11 protein-coding genes are annotated in these 12,369 nt (G+C 74.5%); 6 read left to right on the top strand and 5 right to left on the bottom strand.

Translation table 11 applies throughout. From position 1 onward, the window contains the following. Positions 1-19: 19 nt before the first annotated feature. Complete coding sequence (locus GA0070614_RS06880) at positions 20-1,597, bottom strand: hypothetical protein (RefSeq protein WP_197701429.1); 1,578 nt, start codon at positions 1,595-1,597, stop codon at positions 20-22. Positions 1,598-1,901: 304 nt separating this feature from the next. Here GA0070614_RS06880 and uvrB point away from each other — a divergent pair, with 304 nt between their 5' ends. From uvrB to GA0070614_RS06860, 4 genes are all read left to right on the top strand, one after another. Further along, positions 1,902-4,007 carry an excinuclease ABC subunit UvrB gene (uvrB, locus tag GA0070614_RS06875; protein WP_088975162.1) on the top strand — a complete coding sequence of 702 codons (2,106 nt, stop codon included), beginning with the start codon at positions 1,902-1,904 and terminating at the stop codon, positions 4,005-4,007. Continuing rightward, the gene (locus tag GA0070614_RS06870; protein WP_231933566.1) at positions 4,004-4,843 is read left to right on the top strand and encodes a helix-turn-helix domain-containing protein; all 840 of its coding nucleotides are present in this window, start codon (positions 4,004-4,006) and stop codon (positions 4,841-4,843) included. Before uvrB ends, GA0070614_RS06870 begins: the two co-directional genes overlap by 4 nt. Before the next feature lie 24 nt (positions 4,844-4,867). Next, entirely contained in the window at positions 4,868-5,236 is a 369-nt protein-coding gene (locus GA0070614_RS06865; protein ID WP_088975161.1) for a VOC family protein, read from the top strand. A 290-nt stretch (positions 5,237-5,526) separates the two neighbouring features. After that, positions 5,527-6,456 (top strand): DUF5753 domain-containing protein, encoded by a 930-nt coding sequence (locus GA0070614_RS06860; protein ID WP_088975160.1) that lies wholly within the window; start codon positions 5,527-5,529, stop codon positions 6,454-6,456. A gap of 276 nt (positions 6,457-6,732) precedes the next feature. Here GA0070614_RS06860 and GA0070614_RS06855 read toward each other — a convergent pair whose 3' ends face one another. Beyond that, a complete protein-coding gene (locus GA0070614_RS06855) occupies positions 6,733-7,026 on the bottom strand; it encodes an antibiotic biosynthesis monooxygenase family protein (protein WP_088975159.1) in 294 nt (97 codons plus the stop codon). Positions 7,027-7,464: 438 nt separating this feature from the next. Between GA0070614_RS06855 and GA0070614_RS06850 the strand changes: the two genes are divergently transcribed. Further along, on the top strand, positions 7,465-8,463 hold the full coding sequence (locus tag GA0070614_RS06850; RefSeq protein ID WP_088975158.1) for a TerC family protein: 999 nt from the start codon (positions 7,465-7,467) through the stop codon (positions 8,461-8,463). Positions 8,464-8,524: 61 nt separating this feature from the next. Here GA0070614_RS06850 and GA0070614_RS06845 read toward each other — a convergent pair whose 3' ends face one another. Together GA0070614_RS06845 and GA0070614_RS06840 are read right to left on the bottom strand one after the other, a co-directional pair. After that, a complete protein-coding gene (locus GA0070614_RS06845; RefSeq protein ID WP_088975157.1) occupies positions 8,525-9,442 on the bottom strand; it encodes a C40 family peptidase in 918 nt (305 codons plus the stop codon). Between the two features lie 54 nt (positions 9,443-9,496). Beyond that, positions 9,497-10,594 (bottom strand): mandelate racemase/muconate lactonizing enzyme family protein, encoded by a 1,098-nt coding sequence (locus tag GA0070614_RS06840; RefSeq protein WP_088975156.1) that lies wholly within the window; start codon positions 10,592-10,594, stop codon positions 9,497-9,499. Between the two features lie 45 nt (positions 10,595-10,639). Here GA0070614_RS06840 and GA0070614_RS06835 point away from each other — a divergent pair, with 45 nt between their 5' ends. Continuing rightward, the gene (locus GA0070614_RS06835; RefSeq protein ID WP_088975155.1) at positions 10,640-11,437 is read left to right on the top strand and encodes a tyrosine-protein phosphatase; all 798 of its coding nucleotides are present in this window, start codon (positions 10,640-10,642) and stop codon (positions 11,435-11,437) included. Positions 11,438-11,453: 16 nt separating this feature from the next. On the opposite strand, the gene GA0070614_RS06830 is transcribed toward GA0070614_RS06835, so the two are convergent. Next, positions 11,454-12,320 (bottom strand): serine hydrolase, encoded by an 867-nt coding sequence (locus GA0070614_RS06830; RefSeq protein ID WP_088975154.1) that lies wholly within the window; start codon positions 12,318-12,320, stop codon positions 11,454-11,456. Positions 12,321-12,369: the final 49 nt, after the last annotated feature.

The following is a 12,369-nucleotide window of genomic DNA, read 5'->3' as shown; positions in this document are numbered from 1 at the left end:
ACGGCCGGCACCGGACCGGTCAGCGGCGCGCCCGAGCGGGCGGGCGGGGCGAGGCGGTGGGCTTCCCGGTGGTCGCCCGCGCGGTGGACGGCTCCGGCCGGGGCGGTGCGACGCCGGCCGGCACCGGGCCGGGGACCAGGTCCAGCTGCGCCCAGCTCCCGGCGCGGGTGCGCAGCTCCAGCCGGCGCGGCAGGCCCGTCCGGTCCAGCCAGTAGCGCAGCCGGAGCCCCTGCACGCGCAGCTCGACCACGTCCACCACCCGTCCGGCGACCCGGTCCGCGCGCAGTCGCACGGCGGCGCCGGGGCGCAGCGGCGTACCGCTCGCCCGTACGGCGGTGTCGACCAGCAGGTCGAGGTCGTCGCCGGGGCGAACGCTCCGGCGCCAGCCGGCGTCCGGCGGCGGGGGCAGCGGCGGTCCGGTCGGCGCGGTGGCGCTGCCGGCGCCGGGCCCGACCGGCACCTCGGCCCGGGCGAAGCCGGCCGGGTCGCGGCGCAGCAGGGTACGCCGGCCGAGGGTGTCCAGTTCGGCCACCGACAGGTACGCCGTCGCGGCGGACCAGCTCAGCCAGCCGGAGCCGCGCAGGTTCGCGGCGGCGCCGAGCGGGGCGGTCACGGTGACGGCGGCTCCCGCCTCGGCGCGCAACCGGTCGGGCACCCCGGCCAGCCGCTCGCCCTCCTCGTCGGTGAGGGTCCGGGGCAGTGCCGCCCGTCCGCCCAGCGCCTCGACCGGCCGCAGCGTGGGCCGGTCGAGGCGGGTCAGCTCGACGGTGACCGGGGCGCCGTCGGGCAGCCGTCCCTGCCACCGGTGCAGCCGGGAGTCGCGGTCGACCCACCAGCGCGGATCGCCGTCCCCGGCCGTCGGCGGGGCGGGTGCGCCGGTGGTGGGGGTGGCCGGGGCGGGCGCGGGCAGCGCGGCCTGGAGCACGTCGACCGGCTCGCCGCCGACGGTCTCCCGCCCCACCCAGCGCCCCCCGCCGCGGCGCAGCGGCTCGACCGGGTCGGCGTGCCGGGCGCCGAGGCGGAAGAGCAGGTCGAGCGCGCCGGCCAGTCCTCGCCCGGGGGGCAGGTCGCGCAGCCGCCAGCGGTCGGACGGCGGGTCCAGGGGCGGGGGAGTCGACGCCGGTCCCGCCGCCGGGTCGGGGCGGAGCACGACGACGGAGGGGGTCGCCTGGAGCAGTCCCCGGTCCGCCCCGGCGCCCGGCCCGGCCACGTCCAGGTAGGCCAGCGGGCGGGCCCAGTCGATCCAGCCGACGAGGTCGGTGCGGGCCCGCCCGGCGCCGACGACGAGGTGTACCCCGGCCCGGATGTCGCGGTAGTTGGTGACCCGGGTCGCGGCGAGCCGTTCGGACTCGCTCCCGGTCAGCGCCCGGGCCGGTCCCGCCGGGGCGGGGGCCCAGGTCGGCAGCCCGGCCACCAGGGCCGCGGCGGAGGCGGTGGCGACCACGGCCAGGGCGAGCAGGGTGGTGCGGCGGCGTCCCGCCTCGTCGCCGGGCGGCTCGCCGGCGGAGACGTCGGGCGGGATCGGGGCGGCGCGCAGGCCCGGGTCGCGGCGGCGCCGGCCGCGCCCACGGCGACGTGGGTCGGGAGAGGTTTCCACGAGGGAGAAACGCCCGGCGGGGGCGGAGGGTGACGACGCAGGGGCGCTCGCGGCGGCCGGTCTGCGCCGTGGGCGCGACCACGCTCGGGTGCGCACGCCGGTGATGTCCGGGTGCTGCGACCCCGCGTGCCGGGGGTGGGAGCCCGATGAGGGCCCGGCCACCGGCCCGGTCGGCCGCCGCGAGCGGCCTACGGCATCCAGGCTAGCGCGGGTGGGATGTGCCACACAACGCGAATATCGAAGCCGATCACGGACCCACCGTAGTGGCCGCGCGGTGTCGGACCCCCGGCGTACCGTTGAGGTCATGGCGCTCGACATTCCCCGGCTGGACGGCCGCTTCCAGGTCGTCAGTGAGTTCCAGCCCGCCGGTGACCAGCCGGCCGCGATCGACGAGCTGGAGCGCCGGGTGCGGCGCGGCGACCGGGACACGGTGCTGCTCGGCGCGACCGGCACCGGCAAGAGCGCCACCACGGCGTGGCTGGTCGAGCGGCTGCAACGGCCGACCCTGGTGCTCGCCCCCAACAAGACGCTCTGCGCCCAGCTGGCCAAGGAGTTCAGCGAGCTGCTGCCGCACAACGCGGTGGAGTACTTCGTCTCGTACTACGACTACTACCAGCCCGAGGCGTACATCCCGCAGACCGACACCTACATCGAGAAGGACTCCTCGATCAACGAGGAGGTCGAGCGGCTGCGGCACTCGGCGACCATGTCGCTGCTCACCCGCCGCGACGTGATCGTGGTGGCCACGGTCTCCGCGATCTACGGTCTGGGCACGCCGGAGGAGTACCTCGACCGGGCGGTGCGGGTCGCCGTCGGGCAGGAGCTCGACCGCGACCAACTGCTGCGCCGGCTGGTCGACATCCAGTACACCCGCAACGACATGGCCTTCCAGCGGGGGACGTTCCGGGTCCGCGGCGACACGCTGGAGATCATCCCGGCGTACGAGGAGCTGGCCGTCCGGATCGAGCTGTTCGGCGACGAGGTGGAGAAGCTCTACTACCTCAACCCGCTCACCGGTGACGTGGTCAAGGAGGTCGACGGGCTGGTGATCTTCCCGGCCACCCACTACGCGGCCGGCCCGGAGCGGATGGAGCGGGCCATCCGCGACATCGAGGCCGAGCTGGCGGAGCGGCTGGCCGAGCTGGAGCGGCAGGGCAAGCTGCTGGAGGCGCAGCGGCTGCGGATGCGCACCACCTACGACATCGAGATGATGCGGCAGGTCGGCTTCTGCTCCGGCATCGAGAACTACTCGATGCACATGGACGGCCGGCTGCCCGGCAGCCCGCCGCACTGCCTGCTCGACTACTTCCCCGACGACTTCCTCACCGTGGTCGACGAGTCGCACGTGACCATCCCGCAGATCGGCGGCATGTACGAGGGCGACGCGTCCCGCAAGCGGATGCTGATCGACCACGGCTTCCGGCTGCCCAGCGCCGCCGACAACCGGCCGCTGCGCTTCGACGAGTTCCTGGAGCGGGTGGGCCAGATGGTCTACCTCTCGGCCACCCCCGGCTCCTGGGAGCTGGAGCGGGCCCAGGGCGAGTACGTCGAGCAGGTGATCCGGCCGACCGGCCTGATCGACCCGGAGGTGGTGGTCAAGCCCACCAAGGGCCAGATCGACGACCTGATGCACGAGATCAAGCTGCGCACCGAGCGGGACGAGCGGGTGCTGGTCACCACGTTGACCAAGAAGATGGCCGAGGACCTGTCGGACTACCTGCTGGAGAACGGCATCCGGGTGCGCTACCTGCACTCCGAGGTCGACACCCTGCGCCGGGTCGAGCTGCTGCGCGAGCTGCGCAAGGGCGACTACGACGTGCTGGTCGGCATCAACCTGCTCCGCGAGGGTCTGGACCTGCCCGAGGTCTCCCTGGTCGCGATCCTCGACGCCGACAAGGAGGGTTTCCTGCGCAGCGGCCGGTCGCTGATCCAGACCATCGGCCGGGCCGCCCGGAACGTCTCCGGCCAGGTCCACATGTACGCCGACAAGATCACCCCGTCGATGGCGGACGCGATCGACGAGACCAACCGCCGGCGGGCCAAGCAGATCGCGCACAACGAGGCGCACGGCATCAGCCCGGAGCCGCTGCGCAAGAAGATCCACGACATCCTCGACGACATCTACCGCGAGGCGGAGGACACCGAGAACTCGCGGATCGGCGGCGCGGTGCGGCAGCTCTCCCGGGGCAAGGCGCCGGTCAAGGAGACCCGCAGCCGCAGCCGGGCGACCGCCGGCCCGTCGCGGGAGGGGATGGCCCGCGCCGACCTGGCGCAGCTCATCCAGGAGCTCAACGACCAGATGCTGGCCGCCGCCCGGGAGTTGCAGTTCGAACTCGCCGCGCGGATCCGCGACGAGGTGGCCGAGCTCAAGAAGGAGCTGCGCGGGATGGACGCCGCAGGCGTGAAGTGACGGCCGGGGGCGGAGCCGAGCCGGGGCTGGTCGTCGGCCGTCCCGACATCCGGCTGCGCCCCTTCGTCGACCGGTACCTCGGCTATCGGGAGGTGACCGCGCTGCCCCTGGTACGCCGGGAGGCCGCCGGCGCCTTCGTGGTGCTGGTCCTCGGCTGGGGTGCGCCCCTGGACGTGGTCGACCCGCGGTGCGCCGAGCGCGGCGCGTACGGGGTGGACTCGTTCGTGGCCGGCACGTTCGACGGCTGGTGCACCACCCGCACCGTGGGGGTGGGCACGGGCGTGGAACTGTTGCTCGCCCCGCTGGCCGCTCGCCGGATCCTCGGCGTGCCCCTGGTCGAGCTGGCGAACCGCGCGGTGGCGGTGGACCGGCTCGCCGACGGCTGGCTCGACCGGCTGCGCCGCCGGTTGGCCGAGACGCCGCAGTGGCCCGGGCGGTTCCGGTTGCTCGACGCCGCGCTGACCGCCCGGCTGGCCGCCACCGCACCGGTCGATCCCCGCGTGGCGTGGGCCTGGGACCGGTTGGCCGACAGCGCCGGGCGGGTGGGCGTCGGCGCGCTCGCCGCCGAGCTGGGCTGGAGCCGTCGTCACCTGGCCACCGTGTTCCGGCGCGAGGTCGGGCTTCCCCCGAAGACGACGGCACGCCTGCTGCGCTTCGCCCGGGCCCACGCGGCGCTCACCGGTGAGCGGCCGGCGGGTGCGCCGCCGCCCGGCGGCGCCGAGGTGGCCGCCGAGTACGGCTACTACGACCAGTCGCACCTGATCCGCGAGTTCCACGAGTTCGCCGGCGCGACCCCGCTGCGCCTGGCCACGTCACATCCGTCCAATCCCGGCTGACCGTCGGAGCGGCACAGTGGGCGGATGCGAACCATCTATCCGGTCCTCAGCTATCCCGACGCCCGCGCCGCCATGGACTGGCTCTGCGCCGCCTTCGGCTTCCAGGTGCACGCGGTGCACGACGCCCCGGACGGCGCGGTGGCGCACGCCGAACTCGTCCTCGGCAGCGGAATGATCATGCTCGGCGAGCGGGCCGGGCGCCGACCACGCCCGGCCGACGACGACTGGACGGTCTACGTGGCGCTCGACGAGGTCGACGCGCACTGCGCGCGCGCCCGGGCAGCGGGCGCCGAGATCGTCCGGGAGCCGTTCGACACCGACTACGGCTCCCGCGACTACGCCGCCCGGGACCTCGCCGGCAACGTCTGGTCGTTCGGCACGTACCGGCCCTGACCCGGCCCCGCGCGGCGGCGCCGGTCGCCGGTCGCGCGGGTCCGTCCGGCGCTGCCGCCGGTCGCGGCAGGTCCGTCCGGTGCCGTCGGTGGCGGCGGGTCCGTCCGGTGCCGTCGGTGGCGGCGGGTCCGTCCGGCGCGGCCGTCGGTCGTGGGCCGGACGCCGACGAGCCGGCGGCGGGCGCCCGGGACCCGGTACCCGGCGCCGGACACGATGGACGGTCGCTATCCGCAAGCGAGCTATTGCAGTGTGTGACGGTCCTGCGTACCCTCCGTCGTGGGGAGGCGGGGATGCCGTTGTCATCGAGTCCGGTCATTCGACGTGCGCGACTCGGCGCCGAGTTGCGCCAGTTGCGCAGGCGGAGGTCGCTCACCCTGGAGCAGGTCTGCGGCCTGCTCGGGTGGGCCTCCACCTCCAAACTGTCCCGCATCGAGTTGGGGCAGAGCCGGCCCGACCTCGCCGACGTGCTCGACCTGCTGGACGTCTACCAGGTCCCGCCGCCGCAGCGGGACGCGCTGATCGTCATCGCCCGGGACGCGGCGACCAGCCGCGGCTGGTGGCGTTCCCTCGGCGAGATGCACGAGCGGCAGCGCACGTACGCCGAGCTGGAGGCGGGCGCGGCGGTCATCGTGGAGTACCAGCCGGCCGTCGTGCCCGGTCTGCTCCAGTCGCCCGGGTACGCCCGCCGGCGCATCGCCGCCGGCCGGCTGCTGCACCCGGAGGTCGACGTCGAGGCCGACGTCCGGGCCCGGCTGCTGCGTCAGGAGGTGCTGCGCCGCGCCGACCCGCCCCGCTACACGGCGCTGCTCGACGAGCGGGTCTGCGACCAGGGCGGCCTGCCGCCCGAGGTGTGGCGGGAGCAGTTGGCGCACCTGATCGCGGTGGCCGACCTGCCGCACGTCACGGTCCGGGTGGTGCCCCGCGCCGCCGCGCCCCGCGCCGGGCTGCATCCGCTGACCGGCTACACCAGCTACGCGTTCCCCGACCCGGCGGATCCGCGCACGGTCATGCTGGAGACGCTGACCGCCGACGTGCGGCTGGTCTCCGACGCCGACGTCGACCGCTACGAGCGGATGAGCGAGTGGCTGGCGTCGGTCGCCCTCGGCGCCGACGAGACGCTGGCGCTGCTGCGTGAGCGGGCGGCCGAGGTGGTCAACGGACATCACGCGGTGGACCTGTCCGCCGATCCCGACGCCGCCTCCGCCCCGTCGATCGGCTGAGGCGGCCCACCACACGGCCGCGCGGGCCACCGGACCCGGCTACCTACCACACGACCGCGCGGGCCATCGGATCCGGCGGCCCGCTGCACGGCCGCACAAACCACCGGACCTGGCGGCCCGCTGCACGGTCGCGCAGGCCACCGGGCCTGGCTGCCCGCTGCACGACGCGCGGGCCACCGGACCCGGCACCCCCGAACGCGTCGGGGCCGGTGTGCCGCGCGTGCGCCGCACGGTATCCCGGGGGTCCGACAAAGACCGGTGTGGATCGACTCCGGCTCAGGCGGGGACGTCGACGAAGTGCTCGACGTGGGGCGGGCCGGCGAAGTGCGGGCCGATCAGCGCGCGCCACTTCCCGAACGCCTCGGTGGCCCGGAAGTTCTCCTCGTGCGCCTGCACCGAGTCCCACTCGACCAGCAGCACGAAGCGGGTCGGGGTCTCGATGCCCCGGGTCATCCGGACCGACCGGCAGCCCTCGGCCGCCGTGATGACGGCGTGCGCCTTCGCGTAGGCGGCGGCGAATTCGTCCTCGTGTCCGGGCAGTACGTCGATGAGCGCGACCTCAAGCACCATGTCCGAAGCCTCGCACGTCCACGGAGGCGGCGGGCGGGGTGGGTGCCGGCGTCCCGTTTCCGGCGTTCGTCGGGTCCCGCAGCGCCGCGCCACCGAACCGAGTTCCTGGCCTATCCTCCTAGGAAGCCGTAGGGGATATGGCCGGACTCGCGGTGTCGGAACGTGATGCTGCCGGCAATGAGGGAGCCTGAAGATGCGCCTGCGCGCCCGGATGGTGAACAATGGCGGCCGAGGAGGGGAGTATTCCCTCGCGACGGAGTCGTCAGCACGGTCGACCGCCAACCCCCGGCACCCGACCCGGCTCCGTCGGTCGACGTCCCGCCCCGGGCCGTCGGCGGAAGAGACCTCCGACAGTCACCAGAGTCCGCGTCGCCACCCGCGCCGCCCCGACCGGGGCGTACGGTGTGCCCGACGCCGCGTGTCTGCCGGAGGAATGGATTGAACGTGTCCGGAATGGTGTGGGCGGCAACGCTCGTCGCGATGACGGCGATGCTCCTGGTCGACCTCTTCATCGTCGGCCGACGCCCACACGAGCCCAGCATCCGTGAGTCGAGCATCTGGGTCGGCTTCTACGTGGGCCTGGCCCTGCTCTTCGGCGCGGGACTGTGGCTCACCTCCGGCGCGAGCGTGGCCGGGCAGTTCTACACCGGTTGGCTCACCGAGTACAGCCTCTCGGTGGACAACCTCTTCGTCTTCGTCATCATCATGGCCCGGTTCGGGGTGCCCCGGCAGTACCAGCAGAAGGTGCTGCTCATCGGCATCGTGCTGGCCCTGGTCATGCGCGGTGGCTTCATCGCCGCCGGCGCGGCGCTGATCTCCCAGTTCTCCTGGGTCTTCTACATCTTCGGCGCGTTCCTGATCTACACCGCGGTCAACCTGGCCCGTCAGGGCGAGCCGGACGAGGACGAGTTCAGCGAGAACGTGCTGATCCGGTGGAGCCGCAAGGCGCTGCCGATCTCCAAGGACTACGACGGCGCGAAGCTGACCACGTACCAGGCCGGCAAGCGGCTGTTCACCCCGATGCTGATCGTGATGATCGCCATCGGCACCACCGACCTGATCTTCGCGCTGGACTCCATCCCCGCGATCTTCGGCATCACCCAGGAGCCGTACCTGGTCTTCACCGCGAACGTCTTCGCGCTGATGGGTCTGCGCCAGCTCTACTTCCTGCTCGGCGGCCTGCTGGACCGGCTGATCTACCTCAGCTACGGCCTGGCCGTGGTGCTCGGCTTCATCGGCGTGAAGCTGGTGCTGGAGGCGCTGGCCGACAACCAGGTGCCGTTCATCAACGGCGGCGAGCACGTCGGCTGGGCTCCGCACATCCCGATCTGGCTGTCGCTGACGGTCATCCTCGGCACCCTGGCCGCGGCCACCGCGGCGAGCCTGGTCAAGTCCTCCCGGGACCGTCGTCGGGAACTGGCCGACGCCCGCCGCTGACCCACGCCACCGACGGCAAGGGGCGCCCTCCAGCAGGAGGGCGCCCCTTGCGTCGTCCCGGTCAGACCCGGCGGACGGCCACCAGGGTGGCCACCCGCTCGGGTGGCAGCGCCTCCTCCAGGACCCGGCGCTGCCGGTAGCAGGCGTGCAGCATCCGCCGCTCCTCGGCGGTGGGCGCGGCGGTGACGATGCCGACGTGGTGGATGGGCCGGCCGGGCCGGGCGAAGAAGTAGAGGTCGCCGGGGCGTTCCTCGCCCAACGGCACGGCAGTGGTCGCGCCGGCCTGGTCGTCGGCGTCCCGGGGCAGGGTCACCCCGAACCGGCGCCACGCCAGGTGCACCAGCCCGGAGCAGTCGATGCCGTGGCCGGTGAGCCCGCCCCAGATGTAGACCACGTCGCGCAGCCGCTCGGCCAGGGCCAGCACCTCGGTCGGCTTCGGCTGCCCGGTCGGCAGCCCGACCAGGTCCGCCTCGGGCGCCCAGCGCGGATCCGGATGTCCGGGTACGCGTACCGGTTGCCAGCCGCCGGTGGGCGGGCCGGCGGGATCGAGCCGGGTGCCCGGCACGAGTCCGGCGAGCGCCGCCGGGCCGCCCGGCGCGGTGTGCAGCGTGGTGGCGGTCGCGTCGACGACCAGCGGGGCGCCGGCCGGGGACGCCTCGTCGGCGGGGGCGAGCTGGGCGGCGGGCAGCCAGCCGGGGTAGCCGCGCGGATCGAGCTTCGCGGACGGCTGGCCGAGGGCGACCACCTGCGCCCAGCCGTCCGGGCGCAGCGCGGTGACGAGCACCCGTTCGCCGAGCAGGAGCTGGGTGAGCACGCAGTCGCCGACCCGCTGGTCGGCGTCCATCCCGGCGATCCAGGCGGGGATGTCGGGGTGCGCGGCGAGGGCGGGGCCGTCGACGGGACGTACCGCGCCGGGGTCGGCCCACAGTGTGGCGACGGAGACCTGGACGACGGCCTCGCGGCCGGGTTGCAGCTTCACGTCGACCTCCGGTTGCGGGCGCCTACCCGACCCTATGAAAGAAACCAACAACCATCAACCATGCTGCTGCACTTTAACTTCAGTCACCGAGGAGATGCCGAGGCCGGGGGCGTCGGGCAGCACGACGCTCGCGCCGTCGTACCGGATGCCGCCGCGCACCGGCGACCAGGCCAGCCACCACGCGGCGTCGAGATCGGACACGGCGCTGGTGCGGTACGCGGCGACCAGGCTGGCGGCGGCCCCGACGCCGACCGCGCTCTCCATCATCGAACCGACGACGGTGCCCATGCCGTGCGCCCGGGCGAGGTCCAGCAGCGTGCGCGCGGGGTGCAGCCCACCGCACTTGGCCAGCTTCACGTTCACCATGTCGGCGGCCCGCCGGCGGATCACCTCGACCAGGTCGCGCACGCCGAAGACGGACTCGTCGGCCAGGATCGGCACGCTCACCCGGTCGCTGACCCAGGCCAGCCCGTCCAGGTCCCACCGGGACACCGGCTGCTCGACCAGTTCCACGTCGAGCCCGGCGTCCTCGATGCCGCGGATCACCCGGACCGCCTCGCGGGGCGTCCAGCCCTGGTTGGCGTCCAGCCGCACGCGCACACCCGGACCGACGGCCGCCCGCACCGCGCGGACCCGGTCCAGGTCGCTCGCGGCGTCCGTGCCCACCTTGAGCTTGAGCACGTCGAAGCCCTCGGCGCGGCGCTGCCGGGCCGCCGCCGCCAACTCCACCGCGTCGCCGGCGGCCAGCGTGACGTCGGTGGGGACGCGCAGCGCCGTGCCGCCGAGCAGCCGCACCAGGGGTACGCCGAGCCGCCGCGCCGCCAGGTCGTGCAGCGCGACGTCCAGCGCCGCCTTCGCCGACTCGTTGCCGACGACGGCCGCCTGCACCTGCGCGCAGCGGGCCATCAGGTCGTCGGCGTCCCGACCCACGACGGCGGGGCCCAGCATGTCGCGTACGCACGCCTCGGCCCCGGTCACCGACGCCCCGGTGACCTGCCAGACCTGCGGCGCCTCGCCGAACCCGGAGCGCCCGTCGTCGTCGAGCACCTCCACCACCAGGGTGTCCACGGTGGTGGTGCGCCGCAGCGCGGTGACGAACGGCGTGTGTAAGGGGGCGGAAAGCCGGTGGGTGCGTACCGCGGCGATCGTCATGTGCGGCACCCTATACGGAGCCGGACTGGGGGAGGGGTACCGAAGATGGACGGGCGGGACTGGGAACTGGTGGGCGCGCCCAACGCGCGCGACCTGGGTGGGCTGCGCACCACCGACGGCCGCCGGGTACGCGCCGGCCGGCTGCTGCGCACCCCGGCGCTGGGCCGGTTGACCGACGAGGACCTGCCGGTGCTCGGCAAGCTGGCGCCGGCCTGCGTGGTGGACCTGCGGGACACCTCCGAGATGGCGGTCGCCCCGGCGGACCGGTTGGTGGGGGAGCCACGGGTGGTGCACCTGCCGGTGCACGACCCGGCGCACCCGGTCTTCACGTACGTCTCGGCGGTGCTGCTCGGCCACGACCTGGAGGCGTACGACGAGTTGGCCGGGGAGGGGACGCCGGCGGCGATGGCGGCGATCTACCGCTGGTTCGTCACCGGGGAGTCGGCCCGGGCCGGGTTCTCCGCGGCGGTGCGGCTGGCCGCCGAGGCGGGCAACCTGCCGCTGCTGTTCCACTGCTCGGCGGGCAAGGACCGCACCGGCTGGCTGGCGGTGGTGCTGCTGACCGCGCTGGGCGTCGACGACGCCGAGATCCGGGCCGACTACCTGCGCAACAACGAGTTGACCGGCAGCCTGCGCGAGGTGCTGCTGGAGGCGATGGTGCGACGGCACCCGACGCTGGACCCGGAGACGGTGCGGCCGGTGCTGGAGGTGCGCCCGGAGTACCTGGACGCGGCGTACGACGAGGTGCGCCGGGTGCACGGGTCGTTCGAGGCGTACCTGCGCGACGGGCTGGGCGTCACCGACGAGGTGCGCGCCGCGCTGCGGGACAACCTGCTGGAGTGACCCGGCCGGCGGCGGGTCAGCCGGCGAGGTCGTGCCGGGCCGCCCAGACCGTGGCCGACACGTCGGCAATCAGCCGGCAGGCGTCGTCCTCGACCTCCTCGCCGCTCGGGCCGCCGTCGGCCAGGTCGGTGGTGGTGCAGACGGCGATCACGTACGGCGGGGCGTCGTCGGGGAAGACCACTCCGCTGCCGTGGCGCACCCCGCGTACCCAGCCGTTCTTGTGGGCGATGCGGGTGCCCTCGGGCAGCCCGGCGGCCAGGTCCTCGCGGTGCTCCTGGGCGAGCAGCACGTCCAGCATGGCGGCGCAGCCGGCCGGTGAGGCCAGCGGTCCGGGCCGGTGGGCCCCGCCGGCCAGGCCGGCGAGCAGCGCGGCCAGGTCGGCGGCGGTGACCAGGTTGGTGATGCCAGCGTCGCGGGCGGCGAAGTCCTCGATGCCGCGGCCGGTGACGCTGTGCCGCGCGCCGGCCAGCCCCCACGCCCGGGCCACGGCGGGCAGGCCCACGTGCCCGATGACGATGTTGGTGGCCAGGTTGCTCGACCGGACGATCATCCGGTGGGCGAGCCAGCGCAGCGGGGCGGTGTCGCCGAGCCGCTCCCAGACCGCCTCGTCGTTGTCGTAGTGCCGGGCGCAGCAGAACCGGGGCGCGCCGGGCAGGGCGGAGTCGAACTCGTTGGCCACGGCGACCGGGGCGTCCAGGTCCAGTTCGCCGGCCTCGGCGGCGCGGTGCAGCGCGAGCAGCACCGCCACCTTCATGGTGCTGGCCGCGTAGTGGGTGGCCCCGGCCTGCCGGGTCCAGGTGGGCGGCGCGTCGAGCCGCCCCACGTACGCGGAGACGGTGCCGGGCACCCGGTCCAGGCGGGCGTCGAGGTGGTCCCAGATCATGCCGGTGACCGTAGCCGATCCCGCCGGCGACGGGGCGGCGCGAGGGTAC

The organism is Micromonospora coxensis (assembly GCF_900090295.1).
In the GTDB taxonomy this organism is placed as follows: domain Bacteria; phylum Actinomycetota; class Actinomycetes; order Mycobacteriales; family Micromonosporaceae; genus Micromonospora; species Micromonospora coxensis.
Note: the sequence above shows the minus strand (reverse complement) of the source record. Positions and strands in the feature narration are given on the sequence as shown.

Coding starts and splice junctions, on each gene's coding strand:
- GA0070614_RS06830 (WP_088975154.1), bottom strand. CDS start 12,320: ATGATCTGGGACCACCTCGACGCCCGCCTGGACCGGGTGCCCGGCACC.
- GA0070614_RS06840 (WP_088975156.1), bottom strand. CDS start 10,594: ATGACGATCGCCGCGGTACGCACCCACCGGCTTTCCGCCCCCTTACAC.
- GA0070614_RS06860 (WP_088975160.1), top strand. CDS start 5,527: ATGCCGTTGTCATCGAGTCCGGTCATTCGACGTGCGCGACTCGGCGCC.
- GA0070614_RS06865 (WP_088975161.1), top strand. CDS start 4,868: ATGCGAACCATCTATCCGGTCCTCAGCTATCCCGACGCCCGCGCCGCC.
- GA0070614_RS06835 (WP_088975155.1), top strand. CDS start 10,640: ATGGACGGGCGGGACTGGGAACTGGTGGGCGCGCCCAACGCGCGCGAC.
- GA0070614_RS06855 (WP_088975159.1), bottom strand. CDS start 7,026: ATGGTGCTTGAGGTCGCGCTCATCGACGTACTGCCCGGACACGAGGAC.
- uvrB (WP_088975162.1), top strand. CDS start 1,902: ATGGCGCTCGACATTCCCCGGCTGGACGGCCGCTTCCAGGTCGTCAGT.